Origin of the sequence: Kitasatospora sp. NBC_01246, from assembly GCF_036226505.1 — a bacterium.
In the GTDB taxonomy this organism is placed as follows: Bacteria; Actinomycetota; Actinomycetes; order Streptomycetales; family Streptomycetaceae; genus Kitasatospora.
Genome location: NZ_CP108484.1, coordinates 939,209 through 964,561, shown reverse-complemented (window position 1 = coordinate 964,561; position 25,353 = coordinate 939,209). Strand labels below are relative to the sequence as shown.

Genomic DNA, 25,353 nt, shown 5'->3' with positions numbered 1-25,353 from the left:
GGGCTCCATTGGTTGCTGTGAGTCCCCGAGTTGTTGCGGGGTGTAGCCATGGTGGCCCGAGTGGCTCTACGATTGCCAGGGTCTAACCTTGACTGTTCCGTCTGGTTACGGGGGGCAACGCGCATGCAAAGCAATGAAATTGACGCAGCAGCATCGCCACTCGCACGCTTCGGCGCAGAACTCCGCAGGTCGAGGCGGGCCATGCGATGGTCCCAGACCGAGCTGGGGCTGCGGATGGGCTACTCGAATGCGATGGTCTCGTACGTCGAACGAGCGAAGAAGTCCGTAACTTCTAACTTTGCGGTTAGAGCTGACGAGGTATTCGAGACCGGAGGTACCTTCTACGAACTCTGGTGTCGATACTCGAAGGCAAGCCTGCTGGAGGGCTTCCCCGAGTTCGCCGACGCGGAGGCGCGGTGCCGCCGTCTGCGGGAGTTTGCCCTCACGATCGTCACTGGACTGTTTCAAGTGGCCGAGTACGCCGAGGCGCTGGCCTTCGCGGCCGTACAGCGAGGGGCGATCACCCAGTCTGCGGCGGAACAGCGGGTCGAGTTCCTGGCTACTCGTCAACGAGTACTCGATCGGAAGACTCCGCCGAGGATCCATGCCGTGCTGGACGAGAGTTGTCTGGCTCGACTGATCGGTGGTCCGGCCGTCATGGTCAAACAGCTGGACCACATCGCGGAACTGGCAGCCCGTCCGAACGTCACCATCCAGGTCGCACCGTTTGGGTTGGGTGAGAACCTGCCATTCACCATGCCAGTGACCCTGCTTGACCTGTCGGATGGCTCGGTTGTCGGCTATGCCGAGTCACATGCACGCGGTCATCTCGAACGAACCCGTGAAGCGGTCTCGACATGGGAGAGAGAGTACGATCAGCTGGTGGTAGAAGCGCTGCCCAAGGCGGCGTCCCTGGCACTAATCCACAAGGCTCGGAAGGAGCTAGTCCCATGAACCCCGATCTTTCCGGCGCGTCCTGGGCCAAGTCGTCTTACTCCAACAACGGCGGTCAGTGCCTGGAGGTTTCGGCGGACTTCCCGGGCACCGTTCCCGTGCGTGACTCCAAGGACCCCGAGGGCCCGGCGCTCGTCTTCCCCGCCGATGCTTGGCAGTCGTTCATCGCCGGTGTTCGGACGGGTGAGTTCGGCGCCGTCTGAGCTTGCCTGCGTGTGAGGGCCCCGACCGGCGACCCGGTCGGGGCCCTTTCCACCGGGTGTCCCGGGGGCGAAACCCCAGGTTCTTGGGGTACCGGGGGCCCGGGCGGCGTCCAAGACTGTGGCTATGGACACCATCGAGCAGACCCGAACCACAGACAACCGGGAGATCGTGCGTGCCTTCATCGACGCACTGTTCACCCAGGGCGACCTCGCGGCCGTCGACGAGTACCTCGCCGAGGACTTCCTCAACCACGACCCGCCGGTCGGCACCGACACCAGCCGTGAGGGCATGCGCGCGGCCGCCGTGCTGTTCCGCGGCGCGTTCCCCGACTGGCACGCCATGCCCGACTTCCTCGTCGCCGAGGGTGACATGGTCGTGGAGCACTTCAGCGCCAGTGGCACCCAGCGTGGCGAGATCTTCGGCGCGCCGCCCACCGGCCGTACCGTCACGCTGCGGGGGATCAACATCTTCCGGCTCCGGGAGGGCCGCATCGTCGAGCGCTGGGGCCGGCTCGACGAGCTGGGGCTGCTGCGCCAGCTCGGGCTCGTCCCGGGCCCGGGGTAGTCGGGCGGCGTACGCTGATGTACGTGGTGGCAGGCGCGGTCGTGGAACGCCGGCTCGCCGACATCGAGCGACGGTGCCGCAGCGGGCTGGACACCGCCGCGCTGGGCTCGGAGATCGTCGGCCGTCTGCGCCGGGTGGTGCCGGCGGAGGCGGCCTTCTCCGCGACCGTCGATCCGGTGACGCTGCTGTTCACCTCGGCGACCGCCGAGGACCCGCTCGGCCCCGCGACGGCGCTGTTCCTCGACAACGAGTTCGGACAGGCGGACGTCAACAAGTTCGCGGGCCTCGCCGGGGCGGCGGATCCGGTCGGGTCGCTGGACCGGGCCACCGAGGGCAGCCGGACGGACAGCGCCCGCTACCGGGAGATCATGGCCCCGCTGGGGCTCGGCGACGAACTGCGCGCCGCTCTGGTCACCGGGCACCGCTGCTGGGGAGTGCTCTGCCTGCACCGGGAGGCCTCCTCCCCGGGCTTCACCGATGAGGAGATCGCCCTGGTCCGACGCGTCGCTCCGGTTCTGGCGACCGGTCTGCGCACGGCGGTGACCGCGCTACCGCCTCCGAACGCCACCACCGGCCCGGACGGAGTGGGCCTCATCCTGCTCGACTCCGCGTTCAGGACGGTGTCCATGAGCCCCGAGGCCGAGCAGTGGCTGACCGACTTCCCCGACGGCGACCGGCAGGACGCGGGTCTGCTCCCGGTCAGCGTGCTCGCGGCCGCCGCCGGGCCGGTGCCCTCGACCGTCCGCGTCCGAGGGCGCTCCGGCCGGTGGCTCGCCCTGCACACCAGTCGCCTGGGCGCGCAGATCGGCGTGGTGGTGGAACCGGCCCGACCGGCGGAACTCGGCGCGGTCCTGCTCAGCGCCCACGGACTCACCGACGCCCAGACCCGGGTCGCCGCCCTGGTCATCCGGGGGCGGTCCACCCGCCAGCTGGTCGACGAACTCCACATCTCCGCCAACACCGTGCAGGAGCACCTGACCGCCGTCTTCGACAAGTTCGGTGTGCGCAGTCGCCGCGAGCTGGTGGCCGTGGTGCTGGCGGACCTGTCCGGGTTCGCCTAACGGCCGGTCCCCGTGGCGGGTGACGGCTTCGTCGGGGCCGAACTGCGGTGGACCGCCTCAAGGAGCCGGCGCAGTGCCGGGGGAGGCGGGCCGCTGCGCACCGCGAGTGACGTGGTGACGGTGAGGCCCGCGAGTGGGCGGTAGGCGATCCGGGGGACCGGGGGCAGGTCGGACACCCGGTAGAGGACCGTCCACGAGGGCGCGTCGTCGGCGATCTCGGTGAGCGTCTCGCGCAGCGTGGTGAACGGCGGCCCGGTGACCGGTGTGCCGAGGTCGGCCGCCTGCCAGGCGGCGGTGATCAGGTCGTGGAAGGGCGGGTTCCGCGCGCGGGGGGCCAGGCGCAGCGGCAGGTCGCGCAGGTCGGCCGGGCGGAGCGGATCGAGTGCGGCCGCCGGGTGGCCGGCCGGCAGGGCGGCGTACAGCGGGTCGCTCCAGAGCGGGAGCAGCTCCAGCCCGGGGACGGCGGCCGGGCCGCGTACGAAGGCGGCGTCCAGCGTGCCCGAGCGGACTTGGGCGAGCCGTTCCGGCGGGGCGGCCCGGGTGAGCCGGACGCGTAGCTGCGGCGCGAGGTCCGACAGCGCGGACAGGACGTCGTAGAGCCGGTCGCCGGGCCCGTGGACGGCGCCGAGCCGGAGTACGCCCTCGGCCCCGGCGGCGATCTCGGCCGCCACCCGGCGGGTGCGGTCGGCCGCCGCGAGGACGGCGCGGGCCTCCGGCAGCAGGCGCTCACCGGCGGCGGTCGGCCGGACGCGCCGGGTCGAACGGTCGAAGAGGATCACCCCCAGCTCGCGCTCCAGCCGCATGACCTGCTGGCTGACGGCCGACTGCACGATGCCCAGCCGATCGGCGGCGCGCCCGAACCCGCCCTCGTCGGCGACCGCCACCGCGTAGGCCAGTTGCCGGAGTTCCATGCTCCCCGTCCGTCGTCGTCTTCCGCCGCGTCCCCGACCGATCGCGATCACTGATCGGTGTCATCGCCAACTGCTCCTGGTTCGACCGCTATTCCCGCGTTCGAATGGATCCGATCAGTCGCTTACCCACGAAGGACGTACCGATGCCGACCCCGTACCCCACCACCCCCGAAGCGATCCGCGAGCCGCTGCTCGTCCGGGCGGCCGACGCCGAGCGCGTCGCCCTTTCCGCGGGCAGCGCCTTCCACCTGCTGGCCGACGGCGGCGGCAGTGGTGCCGACGCGCCGGGCGGCGGAGCGTTCGGCGTCAACCGCCTCGTCCTGGCGGAGGGGGCGGACGGCGCCCGGCCGCACTACCACGCGCGGTCCGCCGAGCTGTTCTACGTGCTCGGCGGCGTCGCGGAGTTCCTGCTGGGTGACCGGTCCAGGGTCGCCGCCGTGGGCGACCTGGTGGTCGTCCCGCCCGGGCTGCCGCACGCGTTCGGCGCGGCGCCCGGTCGGACGGTCGCCCTGCTCGTGGTGATGTCACCCGCGGTGGAGCGCTTCGGGTACTTCCGCCATCTCGGCCGGGTCGCCGCCGGGCTGGACACCTTCGACCGGCTCCTCCCCGAACAGGACCGCTACGACGTGCACTTCACGGATCCCGCGCTCTGGCAGCAGGCCCGGTCCCGCGCCTGAACCGGACACCTGGGCCGGCGTGTGGTCTCGGCGGTGTGGTCCCGGCCGCTGTCAGTGCGGCGTGAGAGGCTCGCCGCATGGCGATCACGGTCGAAGAGGTGCGCACCCTGGCCCGGTCCCTGCCGCGTACCGAGGAGGCACTGGTCAGGGACCGGGTCAAGTTCCGGGTCCGGGGGATCGTCTACCTGGCGTTCTCGCGGGACGAGACGGTCATGGGCTTCGCCTTCCTCAAGGAGGAGCGGGCGGCCCTGGTCGCGGCCGAGCCGCAGAAGTTCCTGATGCCGGAGCCGGCGGACGAGCGGTTCAACTGGGTGCAGGTCCGCACGGACGCCGTCGACGCGGCCGAGATGCGTGAACTGGTCGTCGAGGCCTGGCGGATGGTCGTCCCGAAGAACGTCGTGGCCGAGTACCTGGGGGAGAGCGGCGCGTCGTAGCGCTCAGGCCCGCGGCGTGGGCCGGGTCAGGGAAGGAGCCGGGCGTGGTGGACGGCAGAGGAGCCGGGTCCGGGTGCGAGTGGGCCCGGCACCGGGGGGCCGGTGACGCTCTTGGTGTCGTCGTCGTCCGTGAACGTCGACGTGATCGAGCCCGCGGCCGAGGAGAGCACGCCGATCACGAGGAACGCCACCAGCAGGCCGCGCCCGCCGCTGCTCAGCACCAGGGGGTGGGTCCCCGACACCGGCCCGCTCGGCGCGGTGGTCGGCTCGTCGCCGAACAGCCGCTTCGGATAGGCGGAGGTGAGCATCAGCAGATACGCCAGGTACCGCATCCGGTAGCGCAGGATCGCCGCGGTGGCCTCGAACAGGGCCTGCGGCATCCGGCCGAGGATCAGGACCACCAGCCAGCTGATGAAGGCGACCGTCCACCAGCCGCTGTACAGCACGGCCTGGATGATCATCGCGGGGATGGCCAGGATGATCCGGAAGAACACCGCGAGCCGGTTGAGCTCACCGGGCCGCAGTTCGACCTGTACCGGGTAGCCCGGGGTCCGGAACGCGAAGGGCGGGTAGCGGTCGTGGGTGAGCAGCAGGTACGCGTTCACCCGGGTCTCGTAGGGGACGTACCCCGACAGGTAGTCGGCGGCGAAGCCCGGTAGCCGGCCGAGGAACAGCGCACCGAACCAGCCGATCACGGTGACGAAGAACGCCACCACCGACAGCGCCCAGACCACGATGAACTGCGGGATCAGCAACAGGATCCGCACCAGCACGGTGAGCCGGTTCTGCGGGCCCGGCGGGGACATGTCCAGCACCGGCAGCCACTCGCTGTCCGAGGGAGCGGGCGCGGGGGGAGCCTGCCACATCCGGGCCTCCAGGTCTCGACACCAGGCACGGCGGTACACCGCCGTGTGCTCCGAAGATCGCAGCCGCCCGGCGCCTTCGCGCGCTGCGCTGGGCCGCCCGGGCGACCGCCGTGCGGCGCGGAACGCTGTCGCCCGGGCCGGCCCGCGCCCTCGGGTGCCCCGCTGGACGCGGCTGATTCGTACACTTCTGATGGTTTGGATGATCGAAATCGCGCTTTGAATGGTCTCGTGTCGATCAGGGTCGATCAGTTTCTGGCATCGAGCCTCTCGCCCCGGTGTCGGGAGGAATGATCGCAACGGCGGTCTGCCGTGCCGCTGCTGTGTCATGTCTCGGCCATGCAGTGCTCATGTGTGGGGGTGCCCGGTTGCCAGCCATCGACGACCACGACGACCGCTTCTGGGGCCGTGACGGGCAGGACGGCCGTCACCGACGTGCCGACCGCTTCGACGTCGACGACCACGCGGACCGTCGCCATGCGGACCGTGTGCACGCGGGTCGCGACCGCGAGGACCGTGAGGACGACGACGGTGCCGAGCACGACGCCCTCGCGGACTTCGACGAGTTCCTCCGGATCTCCGCCGGCCTCACCGGCTTCGACGAGGGGGAACTGCGCGCCACCGGCATGGCCCACGAGCACCACTGCACCCTGCTGGCCCGCCGGGTCCGCGACGAACACGCCCTCGTCCACCTCTGGTACGTCGGCGCCTGGCCCGGCGAACAGCCCTCCTCGCCCCGCGCCTACGACCGGGGCCTGATGTGGCGCACCTTCCAGGGCGCCGCGCCCGGCACCGCCGCGCCCGGACACGGCAGCTGGGCCGAGGCGCCGCAGTACGGCGGCGGCCGATGAGCGCGCGCTGGGACGCCGTCGTGGTCGGCGCGGGCTTCGCCGGCTCGCTGGTCGCCGAGCGGCTCGGAGCGCAGGGCTGGCGCGTCCTCGTCCTGGAGGCCGGGCACCCCGCGCGGCCCGCCGCCGCCACCGCGACGGCCTACCGCGCCGCCGGCGGCGGGACGCCCACCTCCCCGTACCCGCTCAGCGAGGACGCGCCGTCCCCCGACGTGGGCGACCTCGCCGGCCGGCCGGACGGCGGCTTCGACGCGACCGGCTACCTGGTCCAGCACGGACCCCTGCCGTACGCCAGCGGCTACCTGCGGGTCAACGGCGGCACCGGCCTGCTCTGGACCGGACTCGCCCCGCGCATGCACCCCGAGGACTTCCGCACCGGCGACCTCGGTCACGGCCGCAACTGGCCGATCGGCTACCACGACCTCGAACCGTACTACCGCCTGGCCGAGCGGGAGCTGGGCGTGGCCGCCGACGCCGACCAGCAGCGCGAGGCCGTCGGCCTGCCCATCCCGGACGGCTACGCCTTCCCGACCCGCGCCATCCCCGCCAGCTACCTCGACCGGCGGCTGGCCCGCGCGCTGGACGGCCGCACCGTCCGCGACCCCGCCGCCCCCGAGGCGGCGAGCCTCGCCGTCGTCCCCACCCCGCACGCCCGCCACGGCCTGCCGAACCGTCGTGCCGGGGACGCGCCGCACGAACCGGGCACGCCCTGCGCGGGCAGCGCCAGCTGCGTCCCGATCTGCCCGAGCGGCGCCAAGTACACGCCGCTGCGCACCCAGGCCCGCTGGGCACCGACCGTCGAACTGCGGACCGACGCCGTGGCCGCCCGCGTACTCGCCGACGGCACCGGCCGGATCACCGGGGTCGACTACCTCTCCGGGGGAGCCACCCACCGGGTCGAGGCCGACCTGGTCGTCCTCGCCGCCCACGCGATCGAGAACGCCCGGCTGCTGCTCCTCTCCGGCCTGGCGAACCGCAGCGACCAGGTCGGCCGGAACCTGATGGACCACCCGGCCCTGCTCACCTGGGGGCTCATGCCGGACCCCGTCGGCCCCTACCGCGGCCCGGGGTCGACCAGCGGGCTGGAGGCGTTCCGCTTCGGGGGCGGCCGCACCCGCCGCGCGCCGTTCCGGGTCGAGATCGGCAACTGGGGCTGGTCCTGGGCCGCCGGCCCGCCGCAGGTCGAGCTGGCCGAACTGCTGGCCGCCGGAGTGCGCGGGAAGGAGCTGAGGGAGCGGCTGGGCGACCGGCTCGGCCGGCAGTTCGCCCTCCAGTTCGAGCTGGAGCAGCCCGCCGACCCGGCCAACCGCGTCACCCTCGACCCGGACCGCCGGGACCGGCTGGGGCTGCCGCGCCCCGCCCTGCACTACGACCTCTCGCCGTACGTGCGGCGCGGCATGGCCTCGGCCCGCGCCGTCTCCGACCAGCTGTTCGCGCTGCTCGGCGCCGAGGACCACACCCGTTACGAGGCCGGGCCGCGCTGGCCCGGCCGACTCGAACACGAGGGCCGCCCGTACGCCTACCGGGGGGCGGGCCACGCCGGCGGCACGCACCTCATGGGCGACTCGCCGACCGACTCCGTCGTCGACCAGTGGCAGCGCTGCTGGGACCACCCCAACCTCTACGCCGTCGGCTGCGGATCGATGCCCTCGCTCGGCACCTCCAACCCCTCACTCACCATGGCGGCGCTCGCGCTGCGCAGCGCCGACCGGATCCACCGCGACCTGCTGGCGCTGCACGGACCGGTGACGATCGCCGAACCAGCCGCACCGGTGGCGCCTGCGGTGCCTGCCGCACCTGCCGCGCCGGTAGACCTGCCCGTGCCCGCCCGACGACCGACGGAGTCCCGATGACCGCGCTCCCGCTCCCGCCCGTCCCCGAGCCCTACCACCTGCCGTTCCACTACGGCGCGCTGCACAACATCGGGGTGGACTACCTGGTCTCCCCGGGCCCGTGCCGCGACCTGCTCGCCAAGCGCCACCCGGGCCTGGCCGTCGCCCTGTTCGACGGCATGGCCTGCGTCTCGCTGAACTACCAGCTCTACTTCGCGCAGTACCCGGGCGGCGGCGGGATCACCCAGGAGGTGGAGATCAACGTCATCGCCCACCCCGCGTTCGCCGAGGACCGCCTCCCCGAGCTGAACTACGGCCAGTACAGCCGCGGTTACGACCAGACCAAGCTGCTCGGGATCGCCCGGATGCACGTCCTCTGCGACAACCCGCTCGCCATCGACGCGGGCCGCAGGCTCTACGCCGAGCCGAAGCGGCCCGGCTGGTTCGAGGCGGAGCTGCCCTCGCTCAACGCCGCGTCCGTGCGCGAGCGCTGGTCGGTCTCCTGCCGCCGCGCCGCGCTCGGTCCGGACGGGCTGAGCCGCGAGGACGGCGAACTGTTCGCCGTCGAGGCCGACCTGGTGGGCCTCACGCCCGAGGCGGTCAACAACACGCCGATCACCGGCTACGGCACCGACGAGGAGGGCCGGCTGCTGGCCGGGCCGCTCGACGTCCATGACACCTACCGGTTCTACGCGCTGGACGACCGCACCGCGGAGCGGGTCCGGCTCACCCTCGGCGAGCGGCCGGTGGGCGCCGGCGGGGCCGAGTCGGCCGACGAGGCGGTCGCCGACCTCGACCGCCTGATCGGGACGGCGCCCGCCGCCGGTGTCTGGACCTACCAGTCCCCGCCGGTCGCCGCGCACAACCGGCCCTACTACGTCCGCTGAGCCGCGCCCGCGGCCCGCACCTCGCCCCGGAGGCCGGGCGGACCACCCCGGCGGGGCCTGCGGCAGCCCGCCCGTCCCGGCCGGGGGGCATTCCTCAGGAGGTGTGGTCGGGCCAGGGGATGGCGGTGGCGACCGGGGCGGTGTAGTCGATGCCGGGCACCGAGAAGCCGTAGAGGCGGCGGACCTCGGCGCGGAACCAGTCGAGGTCGGCCAGGTCGGCGATGGTCGCCGTGGTGGCGCTCTCCCAGCGGGCCGCGACGGCGGCCTGGACGTCGTCGGTCAGTTCGAAGGTGTCCAGGCGGACCCGGCCCTCGTCGTCCAGGGCGAGCGGGGCGGTGCCGGTGACCTGGTCCCACAGGGCGGCGAGCTGGTGGATCGGCGGGACGAGGCCGCCCCCGAGGACGCCGCGCAGCAGGCCGGTGTAGAGGGCGATGCCGGGGATCGCGGTGGAGGACTGGGTGACGGCGGCGCCGTTGACGGAGGTCACGGCCCGCCCGCCCACCGTCCTGCCGAGCCGTGCGTCGAGGGTCCGGGCGGTGGCCTCCAGGTGGGCCTTGGCCGCGCCGATGGTGCCCTGCCGGTAGATCGCCGCCGTCAGCGACGAGCCGATGTAGGAGAGCGCGGCGGTGCTGAACCCCTCGGCGAGCAGCCCCCGCCCGGCGAGGTGGTCGATCCACCGTTCCCAGTCGGCGCCGCCCATCACGGCCACGGTCTGTGCCACGTCGTCGCCCTCGGCCGGCCCGGTCTCGACCTCGCGGACCTCGGGCACGCCGTCCTCGTCGAAGACCAGGGTCTTGGTGCGGTTCACCCCGCCGATCGGCTTGAGGACCGAGGCGTAGGTGGCGCCGGTCTCCGGGTCGGTACGCCGGGGCGCGGCCACCGAGTAGATCAGGTGGTCCAGTCGGCCGCCGAACCGCTGCTCGACGAGATCGGCGACCTGCTCCTTCATCGCGTCGGAGAACGCGTCACCGTTGAGGAAGACCATGTCCCGCCCGGCGGCGCGGGCCAGGTCGGCGGTGGCGGCGGTGCGGTACCAGCCGGCCGTCGCAGTGCGGCGTGCGGTGGGGGCCTTCTCGAAGGACACACCGATACCGCGGATACCCGCCCGCTTGAGACCGGCGAGCGTGGCCGCCAGACCGTACCCGGCGGAGGAACCGATGACCAGCGCCACCGGCCCGTCGCCCTCCGGCGGAGCGGCCGGGGCGGGGCAGGCCTGCCACATGTCGGCCACCAACCGCCCGCACCCGGCCGGGTGGGAGTCGAGAAAGAGGAAACCCCGGTTGCGGGGAGTGAGAACACGCTCGTTCACGATGGCAGTCCTTGGGTCGGCCGTGACAGGAGCGCGGCGGCCGACCGGGCCACCGCGCCCTGCCAGTCTGTTCCAGGTCGCATGCGGGCCGTGGGCCCTGCCAGGAACAATGATCGCGAGACGATCTTGGAGTGTTTCCACCATGTACGGCCGGGCGAGGAGCGGCCCCGACCTGCTGGCCAGGGCCGCTCGGGGGGAGTTCCGTGCTCGCGCCCGGTGGTTCCGGTGGGCCGGGTGGACGTTCTCGGGCAGCGCTCGGCGGACCGGTCAGTCCTGCGACCGGCCGACCGGGAGCGGTTCCTCGCCACCGGACACCGCGGCCTCCGACTCCCACTCGGCGTGGACGCCGCTCTCCCCGCCGCCGGCGGCCGGCTCCTCCTCGGAAGGGTCCGGCGCCCGTGACCAGCGGCCGGCGAGGAGCGTGCCGGCGATCAGCTGGAGCTGGTGATACACCATCAACGGCATCACCAGCAGCCCGGCCTGCGGTCCGAACAGGACGGTCGCCATCGGCAGGCCGTTCGCCAGGCTCTTCTGTGAGCCGCAGAGGACGGCCGCGATGCCGGACGCCCGGTCGAGCCCCAGCAGGCGGGCGCCGAGCCCGGTGAGGGCGAGGGTGGTGGCGAGTAGGGCGAGCAGCACCGCCAGCAGGCCGAGCAGGGCGGTGGGGGTGGTCAGGCTCCAGATGCCCTGCGCCACCGCCGCGCTGAAGGCGGTGTAGACGACGAGCAGGATCGAGCCCCGGTCCACCGGGGTGAGGAGGCGTTTGTGCCTGGTGAGGAACCCGCCGATCCTCGGGCGCAGCGCCTGCCCGAGGAGGAACGGCGCGAGCAGTTGCGCACCGATCCGCAGCAGGCCGTCGGCGGACAGGGCGGTGTGGGCGCCCAGCAACCAGGCGGCCAGCAGCGGCGTGAGGAGCAGGCCGGCGAGGCTGGAGTAGGTGCCCGCGCAGATGGCAGCCGGGACGTTGCCGCGAGCGGCGCCGGTGAGCGCCACCGAGGACTGCACCGTCGACGGGACGAGGCAGAGGAACAGCACGCCGGTCTGCAGCTGCTCGGTGAGCGGACGGGGTGTCAGGGCGGCGGTGGCGAGCCCGAGCAGGGGGAGGAGGACGAAGGTGCAGGCCAGGACCAGGCCGTGCAGCCGGAGGTGGCGCAGCCCGGCCAGCGTCTCGCGGGCGGAGAGCCGGGCCCCGTACAGGAAGAAGAGCAACCCGACCGCGAGGTCGCAGGCCAGCTCGGCCCCCCGGGCGGCCCGACCGGTGGCGGGAAGCAAGGTGGCGAGCAGGACGGTGCCCGCCAGCGCCGCCACGTACGGGTCGAGCCCGCGCAGCCGGCGCCCGCGTCGAGCCGGACCGGGCCCGGGCGGCGCGGCCACCGCGGCGGCCGGCCCCGCACTCGGGCTCGCTGCCACGGCCTCCGGGCCGTCCGGCCCCGCAGCAGCCCGATCCGGCGGGCCGGGCGGGCCCGACGAACCTGGCTGATCCGGCGTACCCGGCGGGCCGGCACCGGGTCCATGAGCCCGGTGCCGGAGCCCGCCGCTCATTCGTCGCTCCCTGCCGACGAGTCGACCGCGGTGACCGGCGCGATCCCCAGCACCGTGCCCACCAGGGCATTGGCCGGCCCCTGGTCACTGCCCGCCGTGCCCTGTCCGGACTGGAGGTTGCCCGACTTGTCGATCTCCAGGAGCGAGTCGGTGCTCACCAGCGAGTCCGAGTGGGAGTTGTCGATCACGGTGATCAGGCTGCCGCCCGCCACCGCGGGCGAGGCGGCCCCACCGAGCAGAACGCAGGCGCCGAACAGAGCGGCGACGGCCGGGCGCCACAGGGCCGGATGCCACAGGGCCCGACGCCTCGGAGGTACCTCCCCGGCCGACACCGGTGCGCGATTCGGTGCCGGCCCGCGCGGGACCGAACGGCCCCGCCGCGAACCACCCGACGCCGAGCCCCCCGACACCGAGCCGCCCGACGCCGAGCCCCCCGACACTGAGCCGCCCCACGCCGGGCCCGGCCGCGCCCCGCCGCGCGATGCGGACGTCACGCTCCTACCGCCTCGCGCCGGCGCGGGCGGGCGATGTTCCGCTCCAGCAACTCGGTGGACTCCCGGACCCCGATCTGGGGGCTGTCCTCGGCGGGGGCCGGGAGTCGGCCGTCGGCCACCTTCAGCCCGGCCAGCGCCTCGTCCATCGCGCGGTGCGCCGCGAACAGGCAGGGAGTGCTGTAGATGGCGACGTCGACGCCGAGCTCGCCCAGCTCGGAGAGCGAGAGCCGGGGGGACTTGCCACCGGCGATCTGGTTGAACAGCAGCGGCTTGTCCCCCACGACCTGCCGGATCCGGCGGATCCACTCCTCGCTGCGCACTCCGTCCACCAGGACGATGTCGGCGTCGGTGGCCGCGAGCGCCTCGGCCCGCAGCAGGATGTCACTCTCCTCGGTGGCATCCGTCCGGGCCACCACCACGAGGTCGGTGCGGGCGGCGAGGACCTGGTCGAGCTTCTCCAGGTACTCCTCCAGCGGCAGGACCTGCTTGCCGTCGGCGTGACCGCAGCGGCGCGGGCGCTTCTGGTCCTCCAGGATGACGCCGGAGGCGCCGATCCGCTCCAGCCTGCGCACCACGTGGCAGGCCACCTCCGGATCGACGTAGCCGTCGTCGATGTCGACCAGGAGGTGGTGCTGCGGGAACGCGCCGCGCAGCCGCTCGACGAAGGCCACCATGTCGGGCCAGGCGATGAAGCCGATGTCCGGCAGGCCGTAGTAGGACGCCGCGAAGCCGAAGCCCGAGACGAACATGCCGTTGTAGTGCTCGGCCGCGATCGAGGCCGAGTACATGTCGTAGACGCCGATGAGCGGGGTCGTCCCCTGGGCCGCGACGTCCTCGCGGAGGCGCTGCCCGTAGCCCGGCGCCGTGTCTTCGTGAAGCATTGCCTTCTCCTCACCTGCCGAGGTGGGCGCGGCGCGGCGGGCGGCGGGACCGGCTGACAGCCGGCTACCGCCCGGGCGCGACGCGCACCGTACTTTGCCTGAACTTGGCCATCACTAGGGCCAAATGAGGCACTCCCACTATGCGACCTTTAATGTTCCGTGGGCAAATCTTTAAATGAAGTTCCCTCGTGTGAGTGATGCGCAGTCATATCAATCGGAATGGCGTAGGAGAATCCGCCGTGGGCGCGCAGGGCACCCCGGGGCCCGGCCTCCGGATCCCGGCCGGCCGCTCCGCGCCCCTGGGGCCGTGTCGGTCCTGACCACCGGTCAGGCGTCGTCCTCGCCGAGCACGTCGCCCTCGCCGAGCCTGAGCCACCCGCCGACGACGTACCAGTGGCCGCCCGCGCGCAGGTGGTCCACCAGGGCCCGCTGGAGCGGGGTGTCCCGGGGCAGCGACTCCAGCGGCCGGCCGCTGTCGCCGAAGACGTAGCGGAGCGGGTTGTCGTCCGCCGGCTCGCCCGGCGGACGCAGCGGGGTGAACCGTTTCTGGAACCGGACGATGTTGGAGTCCTCCGGCAGGTGGCGGCGGAGCTGAGGGTCCAGCAGCCAGGAGGAGATGAACGCCGTCGCGTACGGCTCGGTGGGGAAGTGCCGGGCGAAGAAGTCGCGGGCCCGGGCCAGCGCACGGTCGCAGGCCTCGGCGGAGAGCGGTCCGCTGTGGTCGGGGATGTGCAGTTGCAGGCTCCACGGGCCGAACCCGGCCGCGGCCGCCGATTCGGCGTCCGCCCCGGTGAGCCGCTTGCGCTGGAACTGGAGCCGGCCGAGCTGGTACAGCTCGCCCCGGAAGTGCAGGGTCAGCCAGGAGGGGTTGCCCAGCCCGCCGGGGTGGCCCCGCCAACGGCTCACCACCAGCTGCCGGCCGAGGTCGGCCAGGGTGCTCCTGGTCACCGCCGGGCCGATCCCGAGGGCACGGTGGTACGCCCGGACGTGCGGGGCGAGGGCGACGAAGAGCAGGGTCAGGAGGTGTCCGTCGGCCTCGAACCCCGCCGGCCGGCTGCCGTAGAGACCGGACGGCCGGCCGAGCGTCCCGACCGCCGCCACCTGCTCGCGCAGGGCCTCGTCGAACGCGGCCCGCAGCCCGCCGTCCCGGGCCAGCCGGGTGCGCGCGGCCAGGACGGCGTTCACCTCCTCGAACGGGACGGCGAGTTCGAGCAGCGCCTCGGGCAGCTGCTCCGCGTCCGGCAGCGTGACCGGCTCCAACGCGACCTCCTCAGGGCCCGACGGCGACCCGCCGACCCTATCGGTGCGGTGCGGTGCGGCCGCCGAGTCCGGGGAGCCCAAGCGCGGGACCGGGGCGGGCCGAGGGAGGGCCGGGGCTCAGCGCAGCAGCGCGAACACCACGGCGCAGACACCGCCGAGCGCCGTCCCGGCGAGCACCTGCGCGGCCGTGTGGGCCTTCAGCACCAGCCGCGACCAGCCCACCGCCACCGGCGCGGCCGCCGCGACCGGCAGCGCCGCCGGGCCGAACGCCAGCACCAGGATCATCGCGGTGCCCCCGGCCACGGCGTTGTGCAGGGATATCTGCCACCAGACCGTGACGGCGAGCGCCGACACCAGGCCGGCCAGCATCGCCACGACCAGGGCGGCGACCTCCGCCGGGGCGTCCAGCGCGTACAGCAGGGCCACGCCCGCCACCACCGACAGCAGGCTGGCGGCCATCGGGACGACGCGCTGGCGGCGGACCCGGATGTGCTTGTCGGTCAGCGCGCCGCGCCGCACCCCGAGGGCGATGATGCCGAGCGGCACCACGCCGCAGAACAGCGCGGCCAGCAGGCCCCAGCCGGCCCCGGACCAGCCCTCGGTGCTGTGCGCGCCGACGAGCAGCAGCAGGGCGATGACCAGATGGGCGGGCGCCAGCGATTCGGTGAGGACCCGCGCGACCCGTTCGCGTGGTGAGGCGGTGGCGAAGGCCGGCGGCTCGGGAGGCAGGAAGACGCTCATCCGGGCAGCTCGGAGGGGGTCGGCGCGGTGGTGGTCCGGTGCATCGTGACAGCCTACCGAGCGGGATCGACGCCATCCGCCCGGCCCCGGCGGGAGGGGCGGCCGACCCTGCCCGTCCCGGCCGGGGCCGCCCGCCCCTCCCCGCGAACGCCGGCGCGGGACCAGCCGGTACGGGATCAGCCGGCGCGGGACCAGCCGGTACGGACCGCCGGCCGGCCCGCGCGGCGATCGCGCAGCGCCTGGAGCAGCCGCCGGGTCGCGCGGGTGGCGACCGGCGGCAGCAGGTCCAGCGCCAGGCGCCGCGGGGCGGAGCGGTGCGCCTGGGCCGCGCCCGGCTTGACCGCGTACTTCAGCCGCACCACCCGCGCACCGGCGATGGCGTCCTCGTCCACCGTGTAGCCGCCGGCCCGCCAGTCCCGGCCGAGCAGCACCCGCTGGAGTTCCTCGGCGTCCCCCCAAGTCCCGTAGAACTTCATGGGGGTGAGCAGCACGGGCCGCAGCCCGCCGGTGAACACCGCCTGCCAGACCGCCGCCGAGACGCCCGGGGTGTGCTCCGAGCGGTAGTCGTCGAGCGCGACCAGCCCGTTCTCGCCCAGTGCCGCCCGGGCGACCTCGATGTCCCCGGCCACGTGCTCGTAGAGGTGCGAGGCGTCGATGTGGACGAAGCGGCAACTGCCGTCCGGGATCCGGCGGTCGGCCAGTACCGAGGTGGGGGCCTGCACGATGACCGGCAACCGCGGGTGGAACGTGAGGTAGTTGGCCTCGAAGGCGCTCCTGGTCAGGGTCTTGCGGTAGGACATCGTCATCTCGGCGGCGTTGTCGGCGTCGCCCGCCTCGGAGTCGAACAGGTCGCAGACGGTCAGCTGCTCGCCGGGCCGGAGGTGGTCCCCGAGCAGGACGGCGCTCCGGCCGAGGTAGGTGCCCAGTTCGAGGATGTCGCCGGTGTGCCCGGCCGCGCTCTGTTCGGTGAGGAAGTGGGCGAAGGCCTCCTGGTCGACCTTGAAGAACCAGCCGGGGATGCCGTCGCGCGTCAGCTGCTGCGGGCGGGCGGTTCCGGTGTCGGCAGTGGGCACGGCGGCCTCCAGGGGTGCGGGCATGGCCCGGCGCGTACGGTTCACCCCGCGGCGGCGCCATGGTGTGAGGCGGATCATCATAGCGACGACACGCCCCAGTTGCGCCAGGCCCGGAACAGGAATCGGCGGACCGTCTCGCACCCTTGTCCGGGGCCCGAGCACGCCCCGGGCGACTGCGGGCGGCGGCCCTTCCGAGCCCCTCCCACCGCCCGCCTCAGCACGCCCGGCCGCCCTCCAGATCGGCGATCGTCCCGGCCAGCCAGGCCCGCTCGGCGGCGCCGGACGCGCGGGCGACCAGCAGCATGCCGCGCCGGAACGGGCTGGACTCCTGCTCGGCCGCGACCGGCCGGCCCTGCGCGTCGTAGAAGAAGCTGCTCGGCGCCTCCAGGAACGCCAGCCGGCGCCGCAGGACCGCGGCCTGCGCGACCGGGTCGGTGAGGCGGTCGAGGAAGGCGGCCACGGTGAAGAAGCGGATCTGGTCGGAGATCTCGGCCTCGGCCGGGTCGGCCAGCCGGCCCTCGAGTTCGGCCCGGCCCGCCGCGGTGAGCTCCAGGACCTGCCGCGGCGCGGCACCGCTGCCGGGCTCGCTGCGGCGCTCCAGCAGTCCGGCCTTCTCCAGACGGGCGATGGCGGGGTAGAGCGCACCGTCGCTGACCGGCCGGGCGTGGCCGGTCAGGCCGGTGATCCGTGACTTCAACTCGTAGCCGTGCAGCGGCTCGTCGTACAGGAAGCCGAGGATCGCGAGGGTGAGCACCGGTGAAGCCCTTCCGTCGTCGCACGCGCGGTTCGGGCGTCATGGTACCTCTTGCCGATGTGCCTCTAAACGATGTATCTCTGTTCGAGACACCAAGAGGGCGGCCGAGCGCTGCCGACGGAACCGGGGGGCGACGTGCGAGGACATCTGCCGAGGCTGATCGGATTGGCAGGGCCGGTCTACGCCGGACTCCTGTCCGGGGTGATCGCCTCGGTCATCAGCACGTACTGGGTCGGCGGGCTCGGCGCGCCCGCCGTCGCCGCCGTCACCCTCGCGGGCACCGTCGAGAACCTGCTGCTGGGCCTGGTCCTGGTGGTCGCCTCCGGCACCACCGTCCGGATCTCGCACGCCGTCGGCGCCGGGGACCGCGCGGCGGCCGGCCGGACCGCGCGGGCGGCCTGGCGGCTCTGCGCCCTCGGCAGCCTGCTGCTCGCCGTCCCCGGCTTCCTGCTGCGCCACCCGATCGCGGACGCCTTCCTGGACGGCCCCGCCGCCGGACTCGCCGCGGACTACTTCGCGATCGCCTTCCCCGCCGCCGGACTCTTCTTCGGCCAACGGGTGGCCGACGAGCTCTTCAAGGGCACCGGCGACACCCGCACGCCGATGCGGCTCGCCCTGCTGACCAACGCCCTGCTGCTCCTCCTCGACCCGCTGCTGATCCTCGGACCCGGACCGTTCCCGGCCCTCGGCGTGACGGGCGCGGCGCTCGCCCTGACCACCGCGCGCGCCCTCACCTTCGCCGTCACGCTGCTGCTCCGGCGCCGGCACCGCCGGACCGCGCCCCCGGCGGGCGGGCTCCTGCCGGAGGCCCGCCGGATCGTCTCCGCCGGAGCCTCGTTCGGCCTTGACTTCACCGCCCGGATGGGCGTCGGCACGGTGCAGCTCGCCCTGGTCGCGTCCTTCGGCGTACCGGCGGTCGCCGGCTACGGCGTGGGCTACCGCGTGATGCTGGTCGTGACCATGGCCTTCTACGCCGTACGGCAGGCCGCCGCCATCGAGGCGGCCCGGCTGACCGGCGCGGGCGACACGGCGGGGCTGCGCACCCTGGGCCGTGACACCGCCCGGCTGGCCGGCACCCTCGGCGCGGGCGCCGCCGTCCTCTGCGCGGCGCTCGCGGTGCCGGTGACCGCGCTCTTCACCCGGGACGACGCGGTCGCCGCCCAGGCCGTCGGCTACCTGCGGATGGCCGGGCTCTACGTACTGCCCTACGCCCTGGTGGTGACCCTCGGCGGCGTGCTCCAGGCCACCGGCGCGGGCCGCCGCCTGGTGACGGCCAGCCTGCTCGGACTCGGCGTCCAGCTCGCCGCCGGTGTGGCCCTGTCGGTGCCGCTCGGGGTGAACGGCCTCTGGACCGGCATGGCGGTGGGCGCGCTGACCCAGCTGATCCTGATGCGCCTGCCGGCCCCGAAGCGCCGCCGAACCCCCGGCCCGGTGGTCGAGCCCGCCGAGCCGGTCGGCGCGGCCGAACCCACCGGGCAGACCCCGCTTCGGGCCCCGGTGGAGTGACGCCCACCCCGATGCGCGGGCGAGCAGCCGGTCTCCATGGCGCGGCGCCGTCCATCGAGTACGTGGAAACCGCCGAAATCGTCGACAAGTCGACGGCGTGAAGCGATCGACGGGCCCGAGGGCACCGACCGGGACGCCGTACGCCATTGCGGGCGAGTGACCGGTTCAGTGCCCCGGCCGCGTCGCCTCCACCACCCCCGCCGCCCGGGCCCGGGCCCGGGTCGGGAGGCGGGGGGCGAGCAGGACGCCGACCGCCGCCGTGGCCGCGAGGACCAGCAGGGCCGGGCCCATGGCGGTCACGAGCGGACGGCCGGCGGTGAGGGTGGTCGCGGCGGCGGTCCCCAGGGCCGGGCCGATGTTCATCACGGTCTGCTGGAGCCCGCCGGCGACGCCCGCGTCCGCCACCGAGGCGTCGCGGACGAGGGCGGCCGTCGCGGTGACCATCACCGCCCCGAACCCGCTGCCCAGCAGGAGGAAGCTGCCGCCGATCGCGACGGCCCCGGTGGACTCGTCGAACCGGGCCGCGAGCAGGGTGCCGAGCGTGAGCAGCAGCATCCCGGCCCCGGCGGTGGCCCGGGCCCCGTGGCGGCGCATCAGCACCGCGGCGGCCGGGGCGGCGGCGACCATCGTGACGGCCAGCGGCAACGCCCGGACGCCGGACTGGAACGGGTCCAGCCCGAGCACGTCCTGGAGGAAGTAGGTGGCCAGGAACAGCGTCCCGAAGAGCGCCGCGGACGCGGTCAGCAGCACGCCGAGCGAGGACGCGACGGTGGGCGAGGCGAACACCCGCGGCGGCAGCAACGGGTGTGCGGCGCGCCGCTGTTGGTGGACGAAGGCGGTGCCGAGCAGGGCCGCGGCGAGCAGGCCGAACGCCGTGGCGGCCGGCCGGCCGTGCTCGGGCACCCCGACGAGCGTGTGCACCAGGCAGACCAGCGCCGCCGCGAGCAGGGCGGCGCCCGGCAGGTCGAGCGCGCGCAGGGCGCCGGTGGACCGGTCGGCGGGTGGCTGCGGAATCCGCACGGCCAGCGCGGCGAGCCCGGCCGCGACGGCGGGGAGGACGGTGAGGAAGAAGACCGCCCGCCAGCCCAGTTGGGTGGTCAGCGCCCCGCCGACGACCGGTCCGGCGGCGGCCGCCAGGCCGATCACGCTGGTGCGCAGGGCGATCGGCATCGCGAGCCGGTCGGCCGGGTAGGCCGCGCGCAGCATGCCCAGGGTGGCGGGCTGCAGCAGCGCGCCCGCCACGCCCTGGGCGACGCGCAGGCCGATCACCCAGCCGATGCCGGGCGCCAGGCCGATCCCGGCCGAGGCGGCGGCGAAGCCCAGCACGCCCACGGCGAAGACGCGTTGGTGGCCGTAGCGGTCGCCCAGCCGGCCGGCGAAGACCAGCAGGCTCGCCACCGCGATCAGGTAGGCGGTGCTGGTCCACTGGACGGCGGTGAAGGAGGCGTTGAGGTCGTGCTGCATGGCGGGCCGGGCGACGGTGAGGACGGTGCCGTCCAGGGCCACGATCGAGGCGCCGGTGATGCTCCCGGCGAGGGTCAGGCGCCGGCGCGCGGGCGTGTTCACCGGGCCTCCGGGCCCAGGTGGGCGGCCAGGGCGGCGTGCAGCAGCGGCTCGATGTCGTCGCTGCCGGTGGCGAGTTGGAGGCTGCCCCAGGCGCGGAGCTGGGCGAGCCCGTGCAGGTTGGCCCAGAGTGCGGCGGCCGCCGCCGCGGGCTCCGCGCCGCTCGGTGGCCGCACCTCGGCGACCAGGGCGGTGAAGGTCCGGAAGAGCGGGAGGCTGGTCTGCCGCAGGCCGATGCCGCTGCCCTCCAGCAGGTCGTGGCGGAACATCAGCTCGAACATGCCGGGCTGGGCGGCGGCGAAGCCGAGGTAGCCGCGGGCGAGTGCGGCGAGCCGCTCGCGCGGGCCCGGGCCCGCGCCGGCCGTCGCACGGGTGAGGTCGGTGGCCAGCTCGTCGAAGCCGTGCCGGGCGATGGCCGACAGCAGCTCGACGTGGGTGGCGAAGTAGCGGCGCGGCGCGCCGTGCGAGACGCCGGCCTGGCGGGCGATCTCGCGCAGCGAGAGCGCGTGGACCCCCTGAGCCGTCACCAGTTCGACGCCGGCCGCCACCAGCCGGGTGCGCAGGCCCGAACCCTGATCAGTCATAGACACTGTCTACCAGGAGCGAGTAGACAGTGTCTACTCGCCGTCGCGGGGGTGGGCCGGGCAGAATCGGCGGTATGGACGAAGGCGGCGAATCGGCGTGCTGGCTGGACCGGGTCTGCCCGGAGTGCGGCCGGCTGCGCGAGCGGGCCGGGCGGCAGCCCTGCGAGAACTGCGGTGCGGTGCCGGACCCCGAGCCCGGCCGCCGGCCCGGGTCGGGCCGGGAGCCCGGCCCCGGGGCGGACCGGTCCGACTGATCCGCCCCGGGGCCCCGGCCTCAGCGCGGCAGCCCGTTGGCCGGCTGCTCCTGCGCGAACCCGTCCTGCGCGAACCCGTCCTGAACGAGATCCGCCGGCTCCGGCCCCTCGAACGTGATCGCCTCCGGCGCCGTGGCGGCGTCGCTCGCCCCGGCGCCGGGCAGCCGTTCGGCGCCCGGCGAGACCCGGGCCGCCGGAGCCCAGCGCCCGCGCAGCGCCCCGAGGCGCTCCACCGCGGGCTGGGTGTACCGGGCCGCGAGCGGGCCGGTGACCACCAGGATCAGCACGTACGCGGTGGCGAACGGCCCGAGTTCGGGCTCGATGCCCGCGGTGACGGCCAGACCGGCGATGACGATGGAGAACTCCCCGCGCGAGACCAGCGCGCCGCCGGCCCGCCAGCGGCCGCGTTCGCCGATCCCGGCCCGGCGGGCGGCCCAGTACCCCGTCGCCACCTTGGTGAGCGCGGTGACCACGGCCAGCAGCAGCGCGGGCAGCAGGACGGGCGGGATGCTCGTCGGATCCGTGCTGAGCCCGAAGAAGACGAAGAAGACCGCCGCGAAGAGGTCCCGCAACGGGCTGAGCAGGGTGTGCGCGCCCTCGGCGGCCTCGCCGGAGAGGGCGATGCCGACCAGGAACGCCCCGACCGCGGCGGACACCTGGAGCTGCTGCGCGAGGCCGGCCACCAGCAGGGTCAGTCCGAGGACGACCAGCAGCAGCTTCTCCGGGTCGTCGTGCGAGACGAACTTCGAGATCACCCGGCCGTAGCGGAGCGCGACGAAGAGCACGGCGCCCGCGGTGGCGAGCGCGATGGCGAGGGTGAGCGAGCCGGCGAGCAGGCCGGCGCCGGCCAGCAGCGCGGTCAGGATCGGCAGGTAGACGGCCATCGCGAGGTCCTCCAGCACCAGGATGCTGAGGATCACCGGGGTCTCCCGGTTGCCGAGCCGGCCGAGGTCGCCGAGCACCTTGGCGATCACCCCGGAGGAGGAGATCCAGGTGACGCCGGCCAGTACCACGGCGGCGACCGGGCCCCAGCCGAGGAGCAGGGCGGCGGCCGCGCCGGGCAGTGCGTTGAGCACGAAGTCGACGGCGCCGGCCGGGTACTGGGCCTTGAGGTTGGTCACCAGGTCGGCGGCGGTGTACTCCAGACCCAGCATCAGCAGCAGCAGGACGACGCCGATCTCGGCGCCGGTGGCCACGAACTCCTCACTGGCGCTGAGCGGCAGCAGGCCGCCCTTGCCGAAGGCCAGTCCGCCGAGTAGGTAGAGCGGGATGGGCGAGAACCCGTACCGGCCGGCTATTCGGCCGAGCAGGCCGAGGACCAGGATGACCGAGCCGAGTTCGATGAAGACGCTTGCGGTGTGCATCCGATCACTCCCTGCCCAGGATCGCGGCGGCGGCGTCCACGCCCTCGCGGGTGCCGATCACGATCAGGATGTCCCCGCCGGCCAGCCGGAAGTCGGGGGTCGGGGAGGGCACGGCGCCGGTGCGGCGCAGCACGGCGACGATCGAGGCGCCGGTCTCGGTGCGCATCCGGGTCTCGCCGAGCACCCGGCCGTTCCAGTGCGAGGCGCCCTCGACGGGGAGGCGTTCGGCGACCAGGCCCAGGTCGGTGGTGTGCAGCAGGTCCGGGTTGTGGTGAGCGGGCGTCAGGGCGTCGACCAGGGCGGTGGACTCCTCGGCCGTCAGCCGGAACGCCTGGGCGCAGGCGTCGGGGTCGTCCGAGCGGTAGACGTTGAGGCTGCGTGAGCCGTCCCGGTGGGCGATGACGGACAGGTGCCGTTGTTCTCGGGTGGTGAGGTCGTACTGGACGCCGACGCCGGGCAGGGGAGTGGTCCGGACACGGGGGATCGACACGGCGGCTGTCCTCTCGTCAGGGCTTCCCGCTGGCGTGCGCGACGTCCGCCGGAACAGGGCCGGCCGTCCGCCGGAACTGGGCCGGCCCGGCGGGGCTGCCGCTCACCCGGACGGGTGAACGGCGCCGCGCCGTGTGCGACACGCGGAAGCGCTACCGTGCCAATGGTAATGACTGTGTAAAGCCCTCCTGGTGGGAGGGTCCCCGCGGGCGCCCGTACGGTCCGGGGGGAGCGCTCGTCCGGCCGTGGACGCGCGGTACCCCGGCCGGGTGCGCGCGTCGTCGCGCTCACCCGGCCGGGGTACCGGACCCGTGGGTCCGGACTGCGTCGGCGGGCTACTGGGGAGGCTGGTCGCGGAACTGGTCCTTGACCCTGTCCTGGGCCGTGTCGACGTGGCCGCTGTACTTGCCCTGGGTCCGTTGGTCGACGGTGTCACCGGCCTTGTCGACGGCCTTGTCCGCCTGGTCCTCGTGGCCCTTCAGCATCTGCTTGATCTTGTCGATCATGGACATTCGGTCACACTCCTGGATGAGACGGCCCCTCCTCATCCAGGATCGCCGCGCCGTCGGATGTCCGCATCCGGTCAGCTTTCGCGGCAGGGTTGGCAAGGTGGCCTGGGGCATGTCAAATCGGGATCTCCATGGACTCTCGGAAGGACCAGCCGTGAATGTTCGGACCCGCCGCCCGACCGTCTTACCCCGCCCGGGCGCTGCCCGGACCACCCGGGTCGCGAGCTCCGCGCTGGCGGTCGCGGCCCTGGTGACGCCGCTGCTGCTGGTCGGCGCCGGGAGCGCCGCGGCCGCACCGGACCCGGGCCGCAAGGGAGCCAAGCTGGCCGCCCGGCTCGTCGAGGAGAGCAGCGCCGGCAGCGCCCGCCGGACGCTGGCCGCGCTGCAGCGGATCGCGGACCGCAACGGCGGCAACCGGGTGGCGGGCTCCCGCGGCCACGACGAGTCGGCGCGCTACGTCTACGAGCAGGCCCGCCAGGCCGGTCTGAAGGTGTCGAAGCAGGAATTCGAGTACACCTTCTTCCAGGCCCTCGCGCAGAAACTGACGGTGGTGTCCCCCCAGGCCGAGGATGTACCGGTGATCGCCATGACGTACTCCGTCGGCGGGCCGGCAGCCGGGCTGACCGCCCCGCTCGCGGTCGTCCCGGCGGACGACACCACCGGCTGCGAGGCGGGGGACTACGCGGCCGGCGCGTTCACCGGCCGGATCGCGCTGATCAAGCGCGGCGGCTGCAGCTTCGCCGTCAAGGCGGCCGCGGCGGCGGACGCCGGTGCGACCGGCGTCCTCGTCTACAACAACGCGGACGGCGACCTCAACGGCACCCTCGGGGAGCCGACCGCCGGCCGCGTCCCGACCGGCGGGATCAGCAGGGCGGCGGGCGAGGCGCTGGTCGCCAAAGCCGCCGCCGGGCCGGTCACCGTGGGCCTGGACATCCGTACCCTCATGGAGAAGCGCAAGACCTGGAACGTCATCGCCGAGACCCGCGGCGGCGACCCGGCGAACACCGTCGTCATCGGCTCCCACCTGGACTCCGTGGTGGCGGGCCCGGGCATCAACGACAACGGCTCCGGCTCGGCGGGCGTCCTGGAGGTGGCGAAGAACCTCGGCGACCGGCCGGTCAGGAACAAGGTCAGGTTCGCCTGGTGGTCGGCCGAGGAGTTCGGCCTCAAGGGCTCCGAGGCCTACGTGGCGTCACTCTCCGAGGCCGAGCAGAAGAAGATCAAGCTCTATCTGAACTTCGACATGATCGCCTCGCCCAACTCCGCCCAGTTCGTCTACGACGGCGACGACTCCGACCACGTCGGCTCCGGCCCCGGCCCGGACGGCTCGGCGCAACTGGAGCGGCACATCACCGACTACCTGGACCGCCGGGGCCTGCCGCACGAGGGCACCGACTTCACCGGCCGCTCCGACTACGGCCCGTTCATCGACGCGGGGATCCCGGCGGGCGGCACCGACACCGGCGCCGAGGTGATCAAGTCCGCGGCGCAGGCGGCGCGTTACGGCGGCACGGCCGGGGTGGCGTTCGACACGTGCTACCACAAGGCCTGCGACAACCTGGGCAACCTCGACCTGTTGGCCTTCGACGTCAACATCGACGTGATCGCCGACGCCGTCGGCACCTACGCCTGGGACCTCTCCTCCCTGCACGCGCCGGTGGCGCCGCAGCACACCGAGGGCCAGGCCGGCAGCGGTGGCGGCCTCCACGAGGGCCACACCCACGAGGTGTCGGCCTGACCGCCCGGGGCCCCGCCACCGGGCGGGGCCCCGGCGCCGCTCCGTTCCCCGCCGTTC

The 25,353-nt window shown here is 74.0% G+C and carries 27 protein-coding genes; 12 read left to right on the top strand and 15 right to left on the bottom strand.

Annotation, left to right across the window (positions count from 1 at the left end; genetic code table 11):
- Positions 1–48: 48 nt before the first annotated feature.
- From OG618_RS04400 to OG618_RS04385, 4 genes are all read left to right on the top strand, one after another.
- Positions 49–954: a helix-turn-helix domain-containing protein gene (locus OG618_RS04400; RefSeq protein WP_329485835.1), complete on the top strand. Its 906-nt coding sequence runs from the start codon at positions 49–51 to the stop codon at positions 952–954.
- Entirely contained in the window at positions 951–1,157 is a 207-nt protein-coding gene (locus OG618_RS04395; protein WP_329485834.1) for a DUF397 domain-containing protein, read from the top strand. Before OG618_RS04400 ends, OG618_RS04395 begins: the two co-directional genes overlap by 4 nt.
- 124 nt (positions 1,158–1,281) lie before the next feature.
- Positions 1,282–1,722 carry an ester cyclase gene (locus OG618_RS04390; RefSeq protein WP_329485833.1) on the top strand — a complete coding sequence of 147 codons (441 nt, stop codon included), beginning with the start codon at positions 1,282–1,284 and terminating at the stop codon, positions 1,720–1,722.
- Positions 1,723–1,745: 23 nt separating this feature from the next.
- Positions 1,746–2,783, top strand: a complete 1,038-nt coding sequence (locus OG618_RS04385) for a LuxR C-terminal-related transcriptional regulator (RefSeq protein ID WP_329485832.1) — start codon at positions 1,746–1,748, stop codon at positions 2,781–2,783.
- Here the strand turns inward: OG618_RS04385 and OG618_RS04380 are convergent.
- Positions 2,780–3,694, bottom strand: a complete 915-nt coding sequence (locus OG618_RS04380) for a LysR family transcriptional regulator (RefSeq protein ID WP_329485831.1) — start codon at positions 3,692–3,694, stop codon at positions 2,780–2,782. The two genes, OG618_RS04385 and OG618_RS04380, sit on opposite strands and share 4 nt — an antisense overlap.
- A 143-nt stretch (positions 3,695–3,837) precedes the next feature.
- Here OG618_RS04380 and OG618_RS04375 point away from each other — a divergent pair, with 143 nt between their 5' ends.
- Together OG618_RS04375 and OG618_RS04370 are read left to right on the top strand one after the other, a co-directional pair.
- On the top strand, positions 3,838–4,371 hold the full coding sequence (locus OG618_RS04375; protein ID WP_329485830.1) for a cupin domain-containing protein: 534 nt from the start codon (positions 3,838–3,840) through the stop codon (positions 4,369–4,371).
- Between the two features lie 77 nt (positions 4,372–4,448).
- Positions 4,449–4,805, top strand: coding sequence for an MmcQ/YjbR family DNA-binding protein (locus tag OG618_RS04370; RefSeq protein ID WP_329485829.1), 357 nt, complete (start codon positions 4,449–4,451; stop codon positions 4,803–4,805).
- 26 nt (positions 4,806–4,831) lie between these two features.
- Here the strand turns inward: OG618_RS04370 and OG618_RS04365 are convergent, their stop codons facing one another.
- Positions 4,832–5,671 carry a DUF4389 domain-containing protein gene (locus OG618_RS04365; protein WP_329485828.1) on the bottom strand — a complete coding sequence of 280 codons (840 nt, stop codon included), beginning with the start codon at positions 5,669–5,671 and terminating at the stop codon, positions 4,832–4,834.
- A gap of 365 nt (positions 5,672–6,036) precedes the next feature.
- On the opposite strand from OG618_RS04365, the gene OG618_RS04360 reads away from it, so the two are divergent.
- From OG618_RS04360 to OG618_RS04350, 3 genes are read left to right on the top strand one after another with little or no spacing between them, the layout of a single operon-like run.
- A complete protein-coding gene (locus tag OG618_RS04360; RefSeq protein ID WP_329485827.1) occupies positions 6,037–6,519 on the top strand; it encodes a hypothetical protein in 483 nt (160 codons plus the stop codon).
- Positions 6,516–8,369, top strand: a complete 1,854-nt coding sequence (locus tag OG618_RS04355; RefSeq protein WP_329485826.1) for a GMC family oxidoreductase — start codon at positions 6,516–6,518, stop codon at positions 8,367–8,369. The genes OG618_RS04360 and OG618_RS04355 overlap by 4 nt, the downstream gene beginning before the upstream one ends.
- Positions 8,366–9,235 carry a hypothetical protein gene (locus OG618_RS04350; RefSeq protein ID WP_329485825.1) on the top strand — a complete coding sequence of 290 codons (870 nt, stop codon included), beginning with the start codon at positions 8,366–8,368 and terminating at the stop codon, positions 9,233–9,235. Before OG618_RS04355 ends, OG618_RS04350 begins: the two co-directional genes overlap by 4 nt.
- Positions 9,236–9,329: 94 nt before the next feature.
- Here OG618_RS04350 and fabV read toward each other — a convergent pair whose 3' ends face one another.
- The 8 genes from fabV to OG618_RS04310 form a co-directional block, all read right to left on the bottom strand.
- On the bottom strand, positions 9,330–10,544 hold the full coding sequence (fabV, locus tag OG618_RS04345) for an enoyl-[acyl-carrier-protein] reductase FabV (protein ID WP_329485824.1): 1,215 nt from the start codon (positions 10,542–10,544) through the stop codon (positions 9,330–9,332).
- 267 nt (positions 10,545–10,811) lie between these two features.
- The gene (locus OG618_RS04340) at positions 10,812–11,918 is read right to left on the bottom strand and encodes a bile acid:sodium symporter family protein (protein ID WP_329492003.1); all 1,107 of its coding nucleotides are present in this window, start codon (positions 11,916–11,918) and stop codon (positions 10,812–10,814) included.
- Between the two features lie 164 nt (positions 11,919–12,082).
- The gene (locus OG618_RS04335; protein WP_329485823.1) at positions 12,083–12,274 is read right to left on the bottom strand and encodes a hypothetical protein; all 192 of its coding nucleotides are present in this window, start codon (positions 12,272–12,274) and stop codon (positions 12,083–12,085) included.
- A 302-nt stretch (positions 12,275–12,576) separates the two neighbouring features.
- Complete coding sequence (locus OG618_RS04330) at positions 12,577–13,461, bottom strand: isocitrate lyase/PEP mutase family protein (protein ID WP_329485822.1); 885 nt, start codon at positions 13,459–13,461, stop codon at positions 12,577–12,579.
- Positions 13,462–13,788: 327 nt separating this feature from the next.
- Positions 13,789–14,721, bottom strand: coding sequence for an acyltransferase domain-containing protein (locus tag OG618_RS04325; RefSeq protein WP_329485821.1), 933 nt, complete (start codon positions 14,719–14,721; stop codon positions 13,789–13,791).
- A gap of 117 nt (positions 14,722–14,838) precedes the next feature.
- Positions 14,839–15,462, bottom strand: a complete 624-nt coding sequence (locus OG618_RS04320; protein ID WP_329485820.1) for a hypothetical protein — start codon at positions 15,460–15,462, stop codon at positions 14,839–14,841.
- Positions 15,463–15,638: 176 nt separating this feature from the next.
- Positions 15,639–16,559, bottom strand: a complete 921-nt coding sequence (locus tag OG618_RS04315; RefSeq protein ID WP_329485819.1) for a class I SAM-dependent methyltransferase — start codon at positions 16,557–16,559, stop codon at positions 15,639–15,641.
- A 190-nt stretch (positions 16,560–16,749) separates the two neighbouring features.
- A complete protein-coding gene (locus OG618_RS04310) occupies positions 16,750–17,289 on the bottom strand; it encodes a PadR family transcriptional regulator (RefSeq protein ID WP_329485818.1) in 540 nt (179 codons plus the stop codon).
- Positions 17,290–17,454: 165 nt separating this feature from the next.
- On the opposite strand from OG618_RS04310, the gene OG618_RS04305 reads away from it, so the two are divergent.
- Positions 17,455–18,795, top strand: coding sequence for an MATE family efflux transporter (locus OG618_RS04305; RefSeq protein WP_329485817.1), 1,341 nt, complete (start codon positions 17,455–17,457; stop codon positions 18,793–18,795).
- A 165-nt stretch (positions 18,796–18,960) separates the two neighbouring features.
- On the opposite strand, the gene OG618_RS04300 is transcribed toward OG618_RS04305, so the two are convergent.
- Together OG618_RS04300 and OG618_RS04295 are read right to left on the bottom strand one after the other, a co-directional pair.
- Positions 18,961–20,361: an MFS transporter gene (locus OG618_RS04300; protein ID WP_329485816.1), complete on the bottom strand. Its 1,401-nt coding sequence runs from the start codon at positions 20,359–20,361 to the stop codon at positions 18,961–18,963.
- Complete coding sequence (locus tag OG618_RS04295; protein ID WP_329485815.1) at positions 20,358–20,942, bottom strand: TetR/AcrR family transcriptional regulator; 585 nt, start codon at positions 20,940–20,942, stop codon at positions 20,358–20,360. The genes OG618_RS04300 and OG618_RS04295 overlap by 4 nt, the downstream gene beginning before the upstream one ends.
- Positions 20,943–21,016: 74 nt before the next feature.
- Between OG618_RS04295 and OG618_RS04290 the strand changes: the two genes are divergently transcribed.
- Positions 21,017–21,196 carry a hypothetical protein gene (locus tag OG618_RS04290; RefSeq protein ID WP_329485814.1) on the top strand — a complete coding sequence of 60 codons (180 nt, stop codon included), beginning with the start codon at positions 21,017–21,019 and terminating at the stop codon, positions 21,194–21,196.
- A gap of 20 nt (positions 21,197–21,216) precedes the next feature.
- Here the strand turns inward: OG618_RS04290 and OG618_RS04285 are convergent, their stop codons facing one another.
- The 3 genes from OG618_RS04285 to OG618_RS04275 form a co-directional block, all read right to left on the bottom strand.
- Positions 21,217–22,560: a cation:proton antiporter gene (locus OG618_RS04285; RefSeq protein ID WP_329485813.1), complete on the bottom strand. Its 1,344-nt coding sequence runs from the start codon at positions 22,558–22,560 to the stop codon at positions 21,217–21,219.
- A gap of 4 nt (positions 22,561–22,564) precedes the next feature.
- Positions 22,565–23,050: a cation:proton antiporter regulatory subunit gene (locus tag OG618_RS04280; protein WP_329485812.1), complete on the bottom strand. Its 486-nt coding sequence runs from the start codon at positions 23,048–23,050 to the stop codon at positions 22,565–22,567.
- A gap of 334 nt (positions 23,051–23,384) precedes the next feature.
- The gene (locus OG618_RS04275) at positions 23,385–23,561 is read right to left on the bottom strand and encodes an antitoxin (protein ID WP_329485811.1); all 177 of its coding nucleotides are present in this window, start codon (positions 23,559–23,561) and stop codon (positions 23,385–23,387) included.
- 229 nt (positions 23,562–23,790) lie between these two features.
- Here OG618_RS04275 and OG618_RS04270 point away from each other — a divergent pair, with 229 nt between their 5' ends.
- On the top strand, positions 23,791–25,296 hold the full coding sequence (locus OG618_RS04270; RefSeq protein WP_442906927.1) for a M28 family metallopeptidase: 1,506 nt from the start codon (positions 23,791–23,793) through the stop codon (positions 25,294–25,296).
- The last annotated feature ends 57 nt before the right edge of the window (positions 25,297–25,353 follow it).

What these genes read in the sequence shown, in the direction of transcription:
- OG618_RS04400 (WP_329485835.1), top strand. Translation starts at nt 49, where the DNA reads ATGGTGGCCCGAGTGGCTCTACGATTGCCAGGGTCTAACCTTGACTGT.
- OG618_RS04395 (WP_329485834.1), top strand. Translation starts at nt 951, where the DNA reads ATGAACCCCGATCTTTCCGGCGCGTCCTGGGCCAAGTCGTCTTACTCC.
- OG618_RS04390 (WP_329485833.1), top strand. Translation starts at nt 1,282, where the DNA reads ATGGACACCATCGAGCAGACCCGAACCACAGACAACCGGGAGATCGTG.
- OG618_RS04380 (WP_329485831.1), bottom strand. Translation starts at nt 3,694, where the DNA reads ATGGAACTCCGGCAACTGGCCTACGCGGTGGCGGTCGCCGACGAGGGC.
- OG618_RS04375 (WP_329485830.1), top strand. Translation starts at nt 3,838, where the DNA reads ATGCCGACCCCGTACCCCACCACCCCCGAAGCGATCCGCGAGCCGCTG.
- OG618_RS04370 (WP_329485829.1), top strand. Translation starts at nt 4,449, where the DNA reads ATGGCGATCACGGTCGAAGAGGTGCGCACCCTGGCCCGGTCCCTGCCG.
- OG618_RS04365 (WP_329485828.1), bottom strand. Translation starts at nt 5,671, where the DNA reads ATGTGGCAGGCTCCCCCCGCGCCCGCTCCCTCGGACAGCGAGTGGCTG.
- OG618_RS04355 (WP_329485826.1), top strand. Translation starts at nt 6,516, where the DNA reads ATGAGCGCGCGCTGGGACGCCGTCGTGGTCGGCGCGGGCTTCGCCGGC.
- OG618_RS04350 (WP_329485825.1), top strand. Translation starts at nt 8,366, where the DNA reads ATGACCGCGCTCCCGCTCCCGCCCGTCCCCGAGCCCTACCACCTGCCG.
- OG618_RS04330 (WP_329485822.1), bottom strand. Translation starts at nt 13,461, where the DNA reads ATGCTTCACGAAGACACGGCGCCGGGCTACGGGCAGCGCCTCCGCGAG.
- OG618_RS04320 (WP_329485820.1), bottom strand. Translation starts at nt 15,462, where the DNA reads ATGAGCGTCTTCCTGCCTCCCGAGCCGCCGGCCTTCGCCACCGCCTCA.
- OG618_RS04315 (WP_329485819.1), bottom strand. Translation starts at nt 16,559, where the DNA reads ATGCCCGCACCCCTGGAGGCCGCCGTGCCCACTGCCGACACCGGAACC.
- OG618_RS04295 (WP_329485815.1), bottom strand. Translation starts at nt 20,942, where the DNA reads ATGACTGATCAGGGTTCGGGCCTGCGCACCCGGCTGGTGGCGGCCGGC.
- OG618_RS04290 (WP_329485814.1), top strand. Translation starts at nt 21,017, where the DNA reads ATGGACGAAGGCGGCGAATCGGCGTGCTGGCTGGACCGGGTCTGCCCG.
- OG618_RS04285 (WP_329485813.1), bottom strand. Translation starts at nt 22,560, where the DNA reads ATGCACACCGCAAGCGTCTTCATCGAACTCGGCTCGGTCATCCTGGTC.
- OG618_RS04275 (WP_329485811.1), bottom strand. Translation starts at nt 23,561, where the DNA reads ATGTCCATGATCGACAAGATCAAGCAGATGCTGAAGGGCCACGAGGAC.